Origin of the sequence: Streptomyces sp. NPDC051020, from assembly GCF_040683105.1 — a bacterium.
Classification (GTDB): Bacteria; Actinomycetota; Actinomycetes; order Streptomycetales; family Streptomycetaceae; genus Streptomyces.
On sequence record NZ_JBFBCG010000119.1, the window covers coordinates 1 to 14,354 of the forward strand.

The 14,354-nt window shown below is 67.3% G+C and carries 17 protein-coding genes; 8 read left to right on the top strand and 9 right to left on the bottom strand.

Features of this window, described 5'->3' with window-relative positions; all coding sequences use genetic code 11:
• A partial coding sequence (locus AB0N06_RS35190) for a hypothetical protein (protein ID WP_366138761.1) occupies positions 1-525 on the top strand: 525 nt, incomplete at its 5' end.
• Positions 526-1,154: 629 nt separating this feature from the next.
• On the opposite strand, the gene AB0N06_RS35195 is transcribed toward AB0N06_RS35190, so the two are convergent.
• From AB0N06_RS35195 to AB0N06_RS35225, 7 genes are all read right to left on the bottom strand, one after another.
• Positions 1,155-2,438 (bottom strand): tyrosine-type recombinase/integrase, encoded by a 1,284-nt coding sequence (locus AB0N06_RS35195; RefSeq protein ID WP_366138762.1) that lies wholly within the window; start codon positions 2,436-2,438, stop codon positions 1,155-1,157.
• The gene (locus AB0N06_RS35200) at positions 2,438-2,662 is read right to left on the bottom strand and encodes a helix-turn-helix domain-containing protein (protein WP_366138763.1); all 225 of its coding nucleotides are present in this window, start codon (positions 2,660-2,662) and stop codon (positions 2,438-2,440) included. Before AB0N06_RS35200 ends, AB0N06_RS35195 begins: the two co-directional genes overlap by 1 nt.
• Positions 2,662-4,092: a replication initiator gene (locus AB0N06_RS35205; RefSeq protein WP_366138764.1), complete on the bottom strand. Its 1,431-nt coding sequence runs from the start codon at positions 4,090-4,092 to the stop codon at positions 2,662-2,664. Before AB0N06_RS35205 ends, AB0N06_RS35200 begins: the two co-directional genes overlap by 1 nt.
• Positions 4,093-4,243: 151 nt before the next feature.
• Complete coding sequence (locus AB0N06_RS35210; RefSeq protein WP_366138765.1) at positions 4,244-4,990, bottom strand: DUF2637 domain-containing protein; 747 nt, start codon at positions 4,988-4,990, stop codon at positions 4,244-4,246.
• A gap of 36 nt (positions 4,991-5,026) precedes the next feature.
• Positions 5,027-6,424, bottom strand: a complete 1,398-nt coding sequence (locus AB0N06_RS35215) for a cell division protein FtsK (protein ID WP_366138766.1) — start codon at positions 6,422-6,424, stop codon at positions 5,027-5,029.
• Position 6,425: 1 nt separating this feature from the next.
• Positions 6,426-6,614, bottom strand: coding sequence for a hypothetical protein (locus AB0N06_RS35220; RefSeq protein ID WP_366138767.1), 189 nt, complete (start codon positions 6,612-6,614; stop codon positions 6,426-6,428).
• Positions 6,611-6,964, bottom strand: coding sequence for a hypothetical protein (locus AB0N06_RS35225; RefSeq protein ID WP_266717130.1), 354 nt, complete (start codon positions 6,962-6,964; stop codon positions 6,611-6,613). The genes AB0N06_RS35220 and AB0N06_RS35225 overlap by 4 nt, the downstream gene beginning before the upstream one ends.
• A 177-nt stretch (positions 6,965-7,141) precedes the next feature.
• Between AB0N06_RS35225 and AB0N06_RS35230 the strand changes: the two genes are divergently transcribed.
• The 5 genes from AB0N06_RS35230 to AB0N06_RS35250 all read left to right on the top strand — a co-directional run bounded on the left by AB0N06_RS35230 (position 7,142) and on the right by AB0N06_RS35250 (position 11,682).
• The gene (locus AB0N06_RS35230; protein WP_366138768.1) at positions 7,142-8,014 is read left to right on the top strand and encodes a winged helix-turn-helix domain-containing protein; all 873 of its coding nucleotides are present in this window, start codon (positions 7,142-7,144) and stop codon (positions 8,012-8,014) included.
• A gap of 568 nt (positions 8,015-8,582) precedes the next feature.
• Positions 8,583-9,830: a helix-turn-helix domain-containing protein gene (locus AB0N06_RS35235; RefSeq protein WP_366138769.1), complete on the top strand. Its 1,248-nt coding sequence runs from the start codon at positions 8,583-8,585 to the stop codon at positions 9,828-9,830.
• A gap of 157 nt (positions 9,831-9,987) precedes the next feature.
• Positions 9,988-10,326: a hypothetical protein gene (locus AB0N06_RS35240; RefSeq protein WP_366138770.1), complete on the top strand. Its 339-nt coding sequence runs from the start codon at positions 9,988-9,990 to the stop codon at positions 10,324-10,326.
• Positions 10,319-10,606 carry a hypothetical protein gene (locus tag AB0N06_RS35245; RefSeq protein ID WP_366138771.1) on the top strand — a complete coding sequence of 96 codons (288 nt, stop codon included), beginning with the start codon at positions 10,319-10,321 and terminating at the stop codon, positions 10,604-10,606. The genes AB0N06_RS35240 and AB0N06_RS35245 overlap by 8 nt, the downstream gene beginning before the upstream one ends.
• 581 nt (positions 10,607-11,187) lie before the next feature.
• Positions 11,188-11,682 (top strand): DUF4265 domain-containing protein, encoded by a 495-nt coding sequence (locus tag AB0N06_RS35250; protein ID WP_366138772.1) that lies wholly within the window; start codon positions 11,188-11,190, stop codon positions 11,680-11,682.
• A gap of 36 nt (positions 11,683-11,718) precedes the next feature.
• Here the strand turns inward: AB0N06_RS35250 and AB0N06_RS35255 are convergent, their stop codons facing one another.
• Positions 11,719-12,342, bottom strand: coding sequence for a HEAT repeat domain-containing protein (locus AB0N06_RS35255; protein ID WP_366138773.1), 624 nt, complete (start codon positions 12,340-12,342; stop codon positions 11,719-11,721).
• A complete protein-coding gene (locus AB0N06_RS35260) occupies positions 12,333-12,761 on the bottom strand; it encodes a hypothetical protein (protein ID WP_366138774.1) in 429 nt (142 codons plus the stop codon). Before AB0N06_RS35260 ends, AB0N06_RS35255 begins: the two co-directional genes overlap by 10 nt.
• Before the next feature lie 107 nt (positions 12,762-12,868).
• On the opposite strand from AB0N06_RS35260, the gene AB0N06_RS35265 reads away from it, so the two are divergent.
• Both AB0N06_RS35265 and AB0N06_RS35270 read left to right on the top strand, forming a co-directional pair.
• Positions 12,869-13,483, top strand: a complete 615-nt coding sequence (locus AB0N06_RS35265; protein WP_366138775.1) for a polymorphic toxin-type HINT domain-containing protein — start codon at positions 12,869-12,871, stop codon at positions 13,481-13,483.
• Positions 13,484-13,559: 76 nt separating this feature from the next.
• Positions 13,560-14,234 carry a hypothetical protein gene (locus AB0N06_RS35270; RefSeq protein WP_366138776.1) on the top strand — a complete coding sequence of 225 codons (675 nt, stop codon included), beginning with the start codon at positions 13,560-13,562 and terminating at the stop codon, positions 14,232-14,234.
• Positions 14,235-14,354 lie beyond the last annotated feature (120 nt).

Genomic DNA, 14,354 nt, shown 5'->3' on the forward strand with positions numbered 1-14,354 from the left:
ACCGGCGGACCCACGGTCATTATCGACACCAAGGCCTACACCGCGCAGCGCGTCACGTACGACCTGAGCATCGAGGGCCTGCACACGTACTATGTGCTGGCGGGCGAGACGCCGGTACTCGTTCACAATTCCAACTGCACGGTTTATCGGACGCAGACGTCTCATCCTGACAGCCAGCGTCTAGCCATCGATGCGGACGGTAATGTCTCGTTGAGTGGAGAAGGTCGTTTGTACTTGAACATGAGCGGCGATGCTTCACATTCACTACAATTCCGTGGTGCCGACGGGCAGGTTCTAGGGTTCGATGTGGACAGCTCGTTCGTGAACAGTGTGCGCGAATTGGCTCTTCCTCAGAGGAAGCCGCGTGGATTCGCTGGAAGTACGCGAGATTGGAACCAGCTCCGCAGGACGCGACCAGATATTGCAGACCCATCAGTCTCGCCAGGTCTCTATGGGATTCCATCGAACATGTTCGGCGATCTCATGGGGGCAATCCGTCAAGGTTCTGGTCGGGTGGTTCGATGAGCGCCCGTAGGTTCGCTGGTGAAATAGAGCGAGTCGATTCCCCTCCCTCTTGGAGTACGGAAGCGCCCCCAGTGCTCGCTACGTTCCTGGTCACTGCGAGCATGGGCGCGGCAGGCTATGTCGCCAGGGTCCGTGCCGTACTGTCTGCGGCAATTCATGCGGCGAATGAGATGGATTCTGATTCGGAATATCTCCCAGAGAATCTTATTCCCGATTGGTTCGCAGAAGTAACTCGTGGATCCGTTGTGGTCGGTCACGACGCCCCGGCATCCTTGGGGATCCAACGGTATGTTTCCCGTCGGGGTGAAGAGCCGTGGGAACTTCAGGACTGGCTCTTCTGCTTCGACCCACAGTTGAGGGGGTGGGCGTGGTGGGATGCGACCCAGCTTCCTGATGAATCGGTGCTTCTGTGGGTCGACTCTTCTGGGGAGCCGGTATTCCCGTGTGAAGAGTTCCGCTGGTTGGCTTATGCCTGTGGAGCGAAGACCGTTGAGGGGCCTGTTCTAAGGTCCGCCTTGGAGTGGCGGAAATCGCGTCAGGATTCGGCGACATAGAAAAGCGCTCTTGGCCCCTCCGGCAGGTTCTTCGGAGGGGCCAAGAGCGCTTTGACGGCAACGCTGACGGCAACGTCAGCGGACGGCGGCGGCGGAGGGCGGGTCGTCGGGGCCGTTGTCTGTCGAGTTGAGCGCGTGGCCGAGGGTGTCGATGGCTTGGCGTTGGAGGCGGAGTCGGACGTGGGCGTAGACGCCGGCGGTGACGCCGATGTGGGCGTGGCCGAGGAGTTCCTTGATGACGACGAGGTCGACGCCCTGTTCCAGGAGCAGGGTGGCCGTCGAGTGTCGGAGGTCGTGGAAGCGGATCGTCCGGAGTCCTGCCTTGTTGAGGAGGCGGCGGAAGCGGCGAGTGAGGTTGGTGGGGTCGAGAGGCTTGCCCTTCGGGGTGGTGAAGACGAACCCGTTGTCCGTCCAGTCCGTTCTGGCCGCCTGGCGTTCTTCCCGCTGCCGTTCCTGGTGGATCTTGAGGGAGCTGATGCACTCGGTTGGCAGAGCAATGCGGCGTTCGGAAGCGAGCGTCTTGGCGTTCAGGACGGTCAGGCCCTGGCTGCGGGTGCGCTGGAGGGAGCGGTGGATAGTGGCGGTGCCGCTGTCGAGGTCGAGATCTTCCCAGTGGAGGCCGAGGAGTTCGCCCTTGCGGAGTCCGGTGCGCAGGGCGAGTTCGTACAGCGCGTGCAGACGATCATCGGCGGCCGTCTGGAGGAACCGCCGGGCTTCGGTGGCGGTGAGGGGCTGGAAGCGTCTGGGGCGGGACGTGGCCGTCTTGACGTTGCGGGCGACGTTGCGCGGCAGTTCGTCCTCGCGGACGGCGTGTTCCAGGGCGGACTTGAGGACCGCGTGGACGTACGTCACGGTCAGCGGAGACAGCCGCTTCTCACAACACTGACCGATGGCGCAGCAGGACCGCCGATCAGCGTCCCGTTCCTGGGCGCAGCACTGGCAGGTGGTGCGGAGTCCGTCGAGGAACGTGCGGACGTCGCGGGTGGTGAGCCGGGCGAGCTTCTTGGCGCCGAGGCCGGGGTTGAGGTGGAGGCGGATGGAGGCGGCGTAGCGGGTGTGGGTGTTCTCCCGCAGGTGGTGCACGGCAACGCCGTCCAGCCAGTACGCGAGGTAGGCGCTCACGGTGCTGTCGGCCGCCGCGACGGGGAGGCCGCGGTTGCTGGCGGCGATCTTCTCGGTGAGCTTGGTCATCGCGTCTTTGCGGGTGGCGCCGTAGACGCGGACGCGCTTGCGGGTGTTGCCGGGGGCCAGCACGTATCCGGCTGCTTCCCATCGTCCGTCCTTGCGCTGGTAGATGGTCCCGTCTCCGTTCGCACGGGTGCGGGAGCGGCGGGACGAAGTGGGGCGGGGTGTGGTCATCAGGCGGCTTCCTGTTCGAGGCGGGTGCGGATGAAGTCGGTGAGGGCGTGGGTGGGGATGCGGCGGGCGCGGCCGAGGGTGATCGAGGCGAGCTGGCCGGAGCGGAGCAGGTCGTAGACGGCGGAGCGGCCGAGCTGAAGGCGGGCCATCACCTGGGGCACCGTCAGCAGATCCAGCACTGGGGCCGGCTCCGTGCGGAGGACGGTGGGCGGGGGCGAGATCATCAGCAGCCCCCTTCCGCGATGAACTGCCGTTCCAGTTCCTTGCGGTGCCACACGCCGGCCGCGAGGAGCGCGGCGCCGGGGCTGTAGCCCGAGCCGAGGTAGTCCCAGTGGCCGACGATGAGCGTGGTCGTCGGATCGGGCTCGGGCAGGTCGGCATGAGTGCGGGTCTGTTCGGTGCGCCATGCGCGGCGGGCGTCGCGCAGCGCGCCCAGGGTGGTCGAGTAGCTGCGGGACTTGGTGGAGAAGTGGCCCCGGAAGCCGAGCATGTGCGCCCACTTCCAGAGCTTCAGGTGGTCGAACTCGGGCAGCCTGCCCAGCTCCCAGCAGGTGCGGATCATCTGGCGCACGTGCCGGGCGACGGCGAGCCGGGGCAGCGGCCGGGCCTGCCCGGTGCCATCGCATGCGGTGCACGGGAGCGGGGTCCCGTGGGGCAGCACGGTGGCGCCGCGTCCCTGGCAGGATCGGCAGAACAGGGCACGGTCGAGGGTGCCGGAGGCGTCGGCGGACTTGGTGGCGTACTTCGCCACATACGCGGCCACGGCTTGATCGGTCAGTTCGCTGTCAGCGCCGAACGCGGCGATCTCGCGCACGTCGAGCTGCTGGCCCCAGGTGAGTTCGCGTTCGCCGAACGCGTCCGACACGAGCGCGATGCGGGCGCGCGGTGCGGCGGCGCGGATGGCGTCGGTGAGCACAGCGACCGTGGCGTACGGGGGCGGGGGCTGTGTGCTGCCGTCGGGTCCGTCGAGGCGGATGACGGCGTGGAAGTGGACCAGGCCGCGCTTCTGGTACTCGGCGACCTTCGCGAAGGACACCCGCAGCGCCGCGCGGGCGGCCTTCTGCGTCATACCGAGCCGGGCGGCGATCTCGCGGCGCAGGTAGGTGGTGAAGCGTGCCCACAGGGCTCCGGCGTGGGCGTTGAAGAGGACCGCGCCCGCGTAGTCGTACGTCGCCGGGTTGAGCGGCGTGCCCAGCAGGTGGTCTGTGGGTTCGTGGCGGGTGCCGCAGCGGCAGGGCCGGGCGTTGGGGCGGTTGTGGACGGGGCCGAAGGACGGCGCGGTAAGGGTGGCGAAGACGCGGGGGTGGGTGCGGACGGTGTCGGGCACGGTCTTGCCGCCGGTCAGGCCGGCGCGGATGAGATGGTAGGTGTCGGCAGCGTAGAGGCGGGAGCAGGCCGGGCAGCGCGAGGAGCGGCGGTTGCCGCACGAGGTGAGCAGACTGCCGGTGGGCTCGGTGTCGGTGGAGTAGGAGCGCAGGACTTCACCGGTCGTGGTGGCGACGGTGGTCGTGTGGCCGGTGAGGCGGATGGGTTCGGTGCAGCCGCCGAGGTGTTCGATCTGCTGCTGTGCGCGGTCGAAGTCGGGGTGGTTGACGAGGTGGAGCAGGTCCCGTACGGCGGGGCTTGCCACGTGGCGCAGGTCCAGGGTGACCATTCGGGGCGTGTCCCTTCTGTCGGGTGGGTGGCCCCGAGCAGCAACCAGCCAGGCCATAGGGCGTGTTGGTGCGGCTCGGGGCATGACGAACCAGCCCATGGGCGGGGGGCGGGTTCAGCAAGGTGTGATGCGGACCGCGTGGGCGCGGGGCTCAGAGTTGAGCGAGTGCGGCGGTGGCCACCGGAAGGGCAACACCCATGCGCGTTCCCAGGTGGGCGGCGGTGATCGGGGTTCCGTGCTCTGTGCGGTGGGTGTCCGCGATGCGCCGGGCCGCGTCCAGCAGGGCGGCAGGCAGGGCCGGGCCGGAGGCGGGTCGGGTCGTCTTGGCGACAGTGATGGGCGGAGTAGCGGCCGGGGTCGGAGTCGGAGCGGGTTGTGGTTCCTCGGCCGGGGAGTCGACGACGACCGGGGCGGGTGTCGCTTCGAGTGTGGGCGCTTCGTCGGGCACCGGTTCGGAGAGGGGGGTGGGCGTGGCCTTCAGGCTCTGGGTGGGGCGGGTGAGGGTGTGGAACTGGGCGAGGAAGGCGGGGCCGACGTGGCCCCAGCCGAGGAGCAGGAGCGGGGCGACGGTGTCCAGGCAGGCGCGGCCGTAGCGTCCGGTCATCAGGGGTTCGGCGGTGTTCAGGGCGAGGGTGAGCAGTCCGCACAGGTGCAGCAGCCTGGTACCGGCCCGCAACTCCGTCTTGGGTACGCCGCGCAGGGCCAGGAACCGCAGGGCGACCAGGAGTCCGACGACGGACAGGTCCACCATGGGGGCGATCAGCGGGGCGATCGGGCGGGGGACGCCGAGGCGCAGGGCGAGTGCCCAGACGTTGCCGAAGGAGAAGACGAAGGCCAGGGCCGCGATGACCGCCATGACTACGGTCACGGTGCGCCGGGTGAACCGTTCCTCCGTCATGATCTCAACCTCCTTTCTGGCGTGAGCTGTTCGGGATCACTTGGTGAGCGAGGGCGAGGGCAGGAGTGTTGCCGTCCGGCCGGTCGTACGGAGAAGAGCGTCCAGGAGGAAGTCCGGGTCGGCGGTCAGGTGCGAAGTGTCTTCGGCGATACGGGCGGCGGCGGTGTCGGAGACGTAGGGGGTGCGGATGCGGGTGTAGCCGGGGCGGCCCTGCATCGCCATCACCGCGACGCCGACGTATGCGGGGTCCTGCAAGGTGACCGGGCTGGCGTCGGGCCAGTTGCGGATGTCCTCACCCAGCGCGGCCACCGCGGCTTCCACGGTCTTCTGCGCGAAGGACAAACCGATGGGGCACACGTCGCGGATGAAGGTGGGGATGGCGTCGCCGGTGGTCTTCTGGCTGATCAGGATCACCAGGATGCCGACGCTGCGGCCCTTCTTGACCAGGTCCTCCACCAGCCGGGCGTTCTCCGCCGTCAGCGCGGCCAGACGTTTGGTGGTGGGGTCGCTGCCCTTGTACTCGCGGAAGTACGTGTGTGCCTCGTCGATGATCAGGACCGTGAGCGGCCACTGTGGCGAGGGGCCGACGTGCCACATGTTCTTCACGCCCAGCGCGTCCCGGATGGTCGCCGAGCGCCGCTTGCGCAGCTCCACCAGGCGCTTGAACAGTGCGTTCGCCTCGTCGAGGTCGTCGCCGCAGAACGCGAACATCCGCTTGACCAGGTCGGCGTAGTCGCCCTCCGAGGCCCGCGACACCTTCCCGTCCGCCGCGGCGATCTGCACAGACGGGGACGGCGCGAAGTCGCAGACGAACTTGTTGACCCCCGAGGTCTTGCCCGCACCCGGGACACCGGCCACCGTCACCCCGGGCACGTTCGCCAGGGACACGCACACCCGGGCGGCGTACTCATCCACCCCCAGCTCCCACCGCGTCAGATCCCCGGGCGGGCGGCCGGTCGGCCGGTGCCCGGTCGGCGTGGTCAGCGGATCGGAGCGCACGCCCCGGATCACCACCCTGCCGGGGCCGTCCGGCAGTACGGACACCCGCGTGCACCGCCAGGCGTCCGCCAGGAACCGCGCCGACTTCCGGTACTCCTCCAAACCGACCTGCGGCAGCGTCCGCGCCCGCACGATCACCCCGTACTGATCGGGCTTGACCTTGATCTTCGGAGTCAGCACCCGAGGCGCGGGAGCGGCACCGTCCTTCTGCGCGGTGATCTGCGCCAGCAGGGTCGGGGTCTTGTCGGTGACGGTCAGCCCCGCCATCCGCGCGAGGCGTACCCAGCCCCAGCGCACCCGCACGGCCTGCCGCATGCTGACCCGCGTGCCCCGGTCGGCCCGCATGTAGCGCACCACCGTCACCAGCAACCACACGCCGACCAGCACGACTGAGACCAGCAGCGCAACCGTCGCGTATCCCGTGATGGCTTCCATGTCAGGCCCCCTCTTCCCGTATCAGGTGGAGCACGTGGTCCAGGTCGAGGCGGGCCGCCTGCTCCGGGCTCAGGCCGAGCAGATCGAGCACGGCGGCCGAGACGGCGAACGTGGCCTTGCCCTCGGTCCCCGGCAGGCGCCGGAGCGGGTGCAACTCCCGCTCCAGCGTGCGGTGTTCGAAGCGGGTCACTGGGCTGCCTCCACCGTCACCAGCTCCAGGCGGGCGGCGCGGTAGGCGACGCCGTCGGAGAGCTGACCGTTGAAGATCCGTGCCCACGGGGTCGCGAACAGCTCCACCGGCCGCACCATCGCCCCCGGCTTCAGCCCGGCCGCAAGGCCGGTCTCCGGGACGGTGATCTTCAGGACCTCGGCCCGGCCGTCCTCCATGAGCATCACGGTCACCGTGTACAGCGATGCCCCGGTCTCCCGGTCGGTGGCGACCTCCCCGGTCTGCTGGTCCTTGATCTTCAACGCCGGTTCGGTGCCCGCGATGCACACCGCCGACGGCAGCAGGGCAACACGGATACGGGTCATGGCCATGCCATCACATCCTCGTTCGATGGAGCCGCTTGATCGACTCGCCATCAGCATAAGGAGATGATCGTATAACTTGCAACCCCACTTAAGTTGTGACAGCGGTGAGGTGGATGAGCGGTCAGGCGGGAAGCGCAGGAATCTGCCCGTAACGGCTCACCGGGCAGGCGATACGGTGAGGGCATGACCCTGCCCTTGGACGAGGACTCCCGACCGCCGTATCTCCAGGCAGCCGGCGCCCTGCGGGACGCGATCCTGACCGGCGAGTTCACATCGGGCGAGCGCCTGCCCTCGGCGAACGTGCTCGGCGAGCGGTTCGGCGTCTCCAGCTCCACCGTTCAGAACGCCCTGCGCGTCCTCAAACAGGAAGGGCTGGTCTACTCCCAACTCGGCCGGGGCAGCTTCGTGAGCTCGACGATCAGCGGGAGCGATGCCCCGGACCCTCCAGAAGCGGTCGCAGACGGAGAGGAGTCAGGCCCGGACTGGCCGGCCGATCTCATCCGCAACGACGACAGCCGCCCGCCCTACGTCCAAGTGGCCGACTTCCTCCGCCGCGACATCGCAGAAGGCACCTACCCTCCGGGCTCCCAGCTCCCGCCCGCCCGTGAGATCCAAGAGCGCTTCCAGGTAGCCAACTCCACCGCGCAGAACGCCTACCGAAGCCTCAAGCAGGAAGGGCTCGTGTACTCGGTCAAGGGCCGTGGTGTCTTCGTGCGCCAGGCCCCGGAGCCGGGCAAGCACCATGGGCCGATCACGAACTACCTGCTACGGGAGGAGATCGCCCGCGAGGCCCGGGCAGCCGCCGCCGACTTCGCCGACCTCACCGATGACGAGCTGCTGGCACGGGAAGCAGAACTCGACCAGCGATGGGTCACGATCCGTGAGGAACACCAGCGGATCTTCAACGAGCGCCGGAAGGTCAAACGCGAGACGAGCCGACGCGGCTTGTTCCTGCCACCGCTCCATGACGACGACGCCGACTCGGACGCGTCGCCGCGCGAGAAACTCGAAGCCGCACTGGCCGAATCGAAGAAGCGCCGACAGCAGCGCCCCTGACGGTCAGCCTGGCACCTCGGCCAGAAGCGGCGACAGGGAGAGCTGTTCAGAGTTTCTTTACTTGATCAAGGCGGCCCGCTGACGCGGCCCGCGCCCGCTCGGCCCCACGGGGCCGCCGCCCGCTCCTGTCTCCGCCCCGCTCGCCGACGACCCCGCCGGGCCGGGCGCGCAACAGCCAGCACAACGAACCTTTCCGGGGCTCCGCCCCAGACCCCGGCCCTCCCTCCGAGGGGGTGGGGCGTGTGCGTTGGGTGCGGCTTCGTCGTGGTGTGGGGTTCGGGGTCGCGGGAGGGGGTCCCTCGCCGCCCGGTCACCGGAGGCGTACCAGGAACCCCTGGGGGCCGCCAAGGCCGAGCGCACGCGTCACGAAGTGAGCCTTGACGGCCCCCGGGGAACCCTGGCACGGCGAAGCTGCCCGACCGACGAGGGACCCCCTCCCACTCAGGCCGCGATCCTGCCGGAGCCCGGCCCGCCACGTGGTGGGGCACCCTTGTGGGCGGGTGTCTGCCGGATCGCCCCCGGTTGATGTGGCGGCCGGGCGTACCGTGGAGTGGGAGGTGGTGAGTTGATGACTACGGAGCTGGCCGACAACGTCCGCAGATACCGGCGTCGCGCGGGGATGAGCCAGGAGGAACTGGCCCACGCCGCAGGCGTATCGCCGGGCACCGTACGCAAGGCCGAGCAGGGCGGAACTCTCCGCATGGAAACCCTGCACGCCCTCGCCCGCGCGCTGAGAGTGGCGACCGCCGCACTGATGGCGTCCGATGCCCCCGAGCCCGTCGGGCGGAGCGAGGAGCCCAACCGCGTCAACCTCATCCAGCTCCGCGCCGCCCTCACCCCAGCCGTCGGGCTCGTGGACCAGGACGCCGAAGCCGTGGGCGAGGAACCGAACCTGCGCACCTTCCGGCGGACGCTGCAAGACGCACGGGTGCTGTACTTCTCCGACAGCTACAAGAGCGTCGCGGCTCAACTGCCGGGCCTGCTGCGTGATGCCGCGAGGGCCGTCGCCTACTACGACAGCGGGGACGAGCACCGCCAGGCCCTGCTGGCCCGCGCCGAGGCGCTGCGGCTGGCCGGCACCTACCTCACCCAGGTACGGCAGTACGACATCGCGTACGCCGCTGTGCGCGGCGCCATCATGGACGCCCGTCAGGCCGGAGACCTGCTCGCTGCGGGCTCCGGTGTCGGCTGCATGTGTTGGCTACTGGTGCGCCAGGGCCGGTTGGACGAGGCGGAACAGGTCGCCGCCCGGAGCATGGACGCGGTGGAGCCGAAGATCACCGGGGCCGAGCCGGACCACTACGCGGTGTGGGGCGGCCTGGCGATGGAGGCCGCCGCCGCAGCCGCGAGGAACAACCGTCCCGACGAGGCGAAGGAGTACCGTCAAGCCGCCCGGGTCGCGGCAACCGCTGTCGGGACAGCGCATCGCAACGTCTCCCGGCACTGGTCCGTCTTCGGGCCGGTCACCGTCGCGGTCAAGGCACTCGAAGACTCCCTGGTCATCGGCGACGCCCGCGCGGTGGTGCGCAAGGCAGGCGAACAGGAGGAGTTGTCGCCCAAGGCGTGGAAACGCCTGGGCAGGCCCAGCACCAACGACGGGAACCGCTTCACCCTCGACGTGGCGCGCGCCCACACCCGGACCGGAGACCTGTCCGCCGCCATGGACGAGTTGACCCGTGCCAGAGAAGCCGCCCCGCAGTGGCTGCGGCACCAGAACGGGGCCGCCGAGACCATGCAGGAGATCCTGGGCAAGCGCAAGCGCACCCTCACGACGGAGATGCGAGACATGGCCGACTACCTGGGCGTCGTCGGGTAGCTGCTACGCAACGTGGCAGTTCGTGAACCAAGAGTCGCGAACTGCCATGCCTTGCCCCTGGGGTGACGGTCAGTCAGCGCCTACGGTCGGTGTGTCCACGATCAGTGACCCAGGCCGGGGGTGCCCAGTGAGCCAGCCCAGGAGCGATGCCGACCGCATGCGCCGCAGAGAGCTGTACGACGCCGCGTCGGGTGGGGGAGGTCCCCGCTTGCTGCCGTGGACCAGCCCGGAGGGGAAGCCCTGCTACCTGAGCACCGACGGCCAGGGCTACCTCTCCACGCTCGCCGACAGCATCGAGACGGCACAGCTCAGCATGGGCCAGGAACTGTTGGGGTACGCCCGCGACGCCACAGCACCCGGCGCGAAAACCCTGTCGGCGACCGAATACCGCTGGCTGGCCCGCCGGCTGACAGAAGCCCTGGCGGACACGCTCAGGGTCGCGGACTCGCGCGGACAGCGCATCCCGGATCACGAAGAGGCGACCGAAGATGCCTGACTCCCCGAACGCCAGCGCACCAGTACACAACGCCTCTCGGGGGCGCTACCGCTTCCGCGAGTACCACGTGACCACCGTCCCCGACCCCCTGGCGCTGCCGAGCATCGAGGCGGTCTGTGTCACCGGTGAAGAGCGCAACTGCGGTGCCACGTCAGGCACGCTTCACACCCCGGACGACCTGACCCGCTGGATCGCCGGACACTGCGCCCAGAGCGGCCACGAGCTGTACGAACAGACCGTCCGCGCCCTCGTCCGTGCCGAGCCCGGCGCATGGCAGTAAAGTCCCCCGCGCCGACAGCACGCCAGCGGCAACGCGCCCCGTGCGGCCCGAGCCGCTGACGGCAGTAGCGACGGCAACACCCACGGATTTCCCCGCACAACCACGGACACCAGCGGAACCCGAAACCGCCGCTGATCTGCGAGTACGCAGATGGAGAGGGTCCGGGTAGCACACGTACTACGTGCTGGCGGGAACTACGCCGGTTCTCGTTCACAACCAGAACCAGGGCGCACCGCAATATTGCCAGCTTCCGCTGTTCGTTTTGCGAGACGGAGAAATCGCTTCTCCGGGCGCGATGAACGCGAGCCGCGGTGGTCCGACTGCGAAGAAGAACGTTCCCACCTCCATTCGCGACTCGATGATCGCCGAAGCTCAGGCAGCGGGTGATGGAACGTTGCAGTGCTGGCGTTGCGGAATGACGACGGCCAACCCGGACAACGTCCAGATCGGGCACATGAATGTACCGAGGAGTAAGGGCGGGAACCTGGAACCGGTAAACTTGTGCATCGAGGGCGCGGCGTGCAACAGCAGCGCACAGAATCGTGGTGCTCCTTCCAAGGGGAAATCATGCGCTGAAAGGGGTGGCTGTGGTGCCGGCTTCCGAAGATACGACTGACCGCAGGGGTTTCTCCGGGATTCCACTGAAAGTCGAATCCCAGCAAGGAGCCACTGCTGACGAAGTGGTGGCCGTGGCCTCTCTGGGCGATGACCGCTACCGCGTCTTGCTGTCGCCCGGTTTCTTCCGGGGTATCGCAGCCGGTGACGTCATCGTTTACGACCCGATCGAGAAGACCGCCGAGCTGGTCGAGCGCGGCGGGAACATCGCAGTTCAGGTGTTTTTCGCAGGACTTCCCGGTGACGTCGTCGAATCATTCAAGGAGAAGGTGAAAGGTGCCGGCGGAAGGATTGATGGTGAGCTCCATTCACTGGTCGTCCTGACCTTTCCGGTCGAGGTCGGCTTCACGGTGATCGAGTCGCTCGTGGCCACCCTTCCCGAGGACAAGGTGGAATGGGAGTACGGGAACGTGTTCGATGAGCACGGTGACCCTCTCTCGTGGTGGGAGGGCGCGAGCTGAGCGGACCGGCATGAGGAGTGGGAAGCGGTGGCGTTGTCAGCCCCGCTTCCCACCCTTCGCAGGCCGGCTTGCGAGGGATGTGGCCGCTGCGGCGGCCACGTCCGCTCGCGGGCCGGCGACACAGGACTTCAGGAACGTGCGAACGCGATCATCGGGCCACTGCGCGGCGGCGACGGCGGCCCAGTAGCGCAGCCCGTCGTACGGGTCCAGCGGATCAAGAAAGCCCAGCACTCGGTCGACGGTTTCGGTGTCCAAGGGCGCGTGGTTCTCGGCGACAGCGCGAAGGGCGCCGTCGAGAAGCGACGGATCTCCTTGATCCATGCACCACCGCAGTGGGGCGGCGAAGCCTTCCTCAGCGCTCCGCAGTTGCACGATCGAGTTTCCGAGCGCAAGGCGGAGTGCCGTGTCCTCCGTGGGTCGCTGAGCCAGTTCGGTCAGGAATTCAATAGCGGGCCGGTATTTGCATGCCGCAAGAGCCATGACCATCTCGTACTGGGTTTCCCAGGTGCGAGGGTGGCCGACTTCGCGTCGAAGCGCACGGAGCAGTTCGGGGCCCGCGGCTCCGTATGCCAGTTTGTTCAGCCGCTTGGCGGCCGAACGACGCTTCGCTGACGTCCTGTCGCCCAGCTGATTGATTGCTTCGTCCGCGCTCAGCGCCATGACCGGTCCTCCGAGGATGTCTTTTCAGAGAATGCTACTGAAACCCGGTGTGACCGGTGCCGCTCCACGGCGTAGAGGCGCCATCCCCCGAGGGTGGCCATGGCCGTCTCACCGAGACAGCGGATCCTGGCGCGGGTGGTGCTGTGGCGGCGCTTCCACCGCTTGAGGCGCCAGCCCCGAAAACGGTACAAACGAGGGCGGGCCCGCCGGCGCCTTGATACGCCTTGTCCGCCCAGCACGGAGGGCTGCAGCGCGAGTGGCGCGGCGAAGGCCACCGCGGTGGGCGCGGTCACGGGCGGTGTGTTCGGCGCGGCGGCGAGCAGGTTCGGCCGGAAGGGCTCCACACCGCACAGCTTCACTGGCACGACTCCAGTACTGCTGGCGAATGCCACGACGAAGCCGATCTCGATCGAGGTCAAGGTCGGGGACTACGTCCTTACCGCCGAACCCGGCAAGAAGAAGGAGAAGCACAAGGGTCAAAGCGGTCATCGTCACCAAGACCGATCGTGCCTACGTCGATGTCGTCGTGGCCACGAAGTCGGGTCCGAAGACGATCCAGACCACCAAGCACCATCAGTTCTACGAGGCCACGAAGGACGCCTGGACCCAGGCCGCCGACCTCAAGGCCGGCCAGAAACTCCAGAACGCCTCCGGCGGACCCGCCGTGGTGCTCGACGCCAAGGCCTACACCGCAAGCCGCACGACGTACGGCCTCAGCATTGACGGCCTCCACACGTACTATGTACTCGCTGGCGACACCCCGGTCCTGGTGCACAACACCTGTGGGCCGACCGGAAAGGCACCACGTACATCTGACGGGAAATTCGCAAAGCGAAATGGAGAGCCGGGAACGGACGGCTCTCTCGATGAGCGAACTGTTATGGACCAACTCGAACTGGATGGCGCTCCAATAGTTCGCGGTCAGGTCTACGCAAGGGTCCCCGGTTTCCCTCTGCGGAAATATGACGGAGCGGTTCAGATTGATGGGCGCTGGCTCGGCGTGGAGGTGAAGGGCGGATCCTCGCCGCTGACTCCACCGCAGAGAACATTTGACGACTGGCTCAATACGCCGGGGAACACGGTTACGACCAGTGGGGGTATCACCCTGGAAGGAACCTTCAACGCCTGGGTTCCCCACTGATTGGCTGGGGGCGGCCTCTGTCTGTAGGCTGCCCCCAGCAGTACCGGGCGGGCTTTTCACTAGCAGGAGTGACCTCGTGAGCTTTGATCTTGGGTTTTGGTGGGAGGCGCAGCCGATTCCTCCAGCTGAAGCGGCTCGAAAGTACAGCGCCATGATCGCGGGAGAAGTGGGCGTTGTAGGTGAGCACCCCGCGTTGGATGCGTTCTGCGGCGAGCTGGTCAGTCAGTTTCCTGATCTGACGGAGGAGAATTTCGAAACCTCGCTGTGGGCGGCACCGCTGTACCGGACCGGCGAATGCTTGATTGCGTCGATCTCGCACTCCCAACAGTCGGAAGTGTTCGAGCGTCTGTTGGAGTTGGCCGATACGGGTGGTGTGACATGCTACGACCCTCAGTCCGGGAAGGTTTATTTTCCGAAAGGCGAAAACTCGGTAACGCTAGAGTTTTCCGATGGGTCGGTCATTAATGATCCAAGTCAAGGTGACGTAACTCGGGCGCTGAACAGTCTTTCGCCAGACGAATGGTACATCATTCTTGAGACCCGTCCGGGATGGTTTATCCAAGTAGGGTTTGGCGTCGCCGCCGGAATTCCTGCTGAATCCTATGTTCTGGAAGTTAAGGACGGCTCGAAAGATAAGCATTATCGAACCGTAGTAACGGAACTTTCGCAAATCATCAATGCCTTCAGCGAAACCCTGTCTGGAAATTCTGGCTGGCGTGCAGATTTCCGATTTTCAAGCGTTCGCTACTGAAAATCAACGGATCTGAGCAGGCGTAGGTCCGGATGGACGCGCCGGGCTTCCGGACCGCGGTCTCCCTGGACGGTCCCGACGCCAGCGTCTTCTTCCTGCAGTACGTGGCCGACGACAAGC

Bases quoted from the DNA above. Each gene is read 5' to 3' on its own strand.
- AB0N06_RS35195 (WP_366138762.1), bottom strand. From the start codon at position 2,438: ATGACCACACCCCGCCCCACTTCGTCCCGCCGCTCCCGCACCCGTGCG.
- AB0N06_RS35200 (WP_366138763.1), bottom strand. From the start codon at position 2,662: ATGATCTCGCCCCCGCCCACCGTCCTCCGCACGGAGCCGGCCCCAGTG.
- AB0N06_RS35205 (WP_366138764.1), bottom strand. From the start codon at position 4,092: ATGGTCACCCTGGACCTGCGCCACGTGGCAAGCCCCGCCGTACGGGAC.
- AB0N06_RS35210 (WP_366138765.1), bottom strand. From the start codon at position 4,990: ATGACGGAGGAACGGTTCACCCGGCGCACCGTGACCGTAGTCATGGCG.
- AB0N06_RS35215 (WP_366138766.1), bottom strand. From the start codon at position 6,424: ATGGAAGCCATCACGGGATACGCGACGGTTGCGCTGCTGGTCTCAGTC.
- AB0N06_RS35225 (WP_266717130.1), bottom strand. From the start codon at position 6,964: ATGGCCATGACCCGTATCCGTGTTGCCCTGCTGCCGTCGGCGGTGTGC.
- AB0N06_RS35230 (WP_366138768.1), top strand. From the start codon at position 7,142: ATGACCCTGCCCTTGGACGAGGACTCCCGACCGCCGTATCTCCAGGCA.
- AB0N06_RS35235 (WP_366138769.1), top strand. From the start codon at position 8,583: ATGACTACGGAGCTGGCCGACAACGTCCGCAGATACCGGCGTCGCGCG.
- AB0N06_RS35240 (WP_366138770.1), top strand. From the start codon at position 9,988: ATGCGCCGCAGAGAGCTGTACGACGCCGCGTCGGGTGGGGGAGGTCCC.
- AB0N06_RS35245 (WP_366138771.1), top strand. From the start codon at position 10,319: ATGCCTGACTCCCCGAACGCCAGCGCACCAGTACACAACGCCTCTCGG.
- AB0N06_RS35255 (WP_366138773.1), bottom strand. From the start codon at position 12,342: ATGGCGCTGAGCGCGGACGAAGCAATCAATCAGCTGGGCGACAGGACG.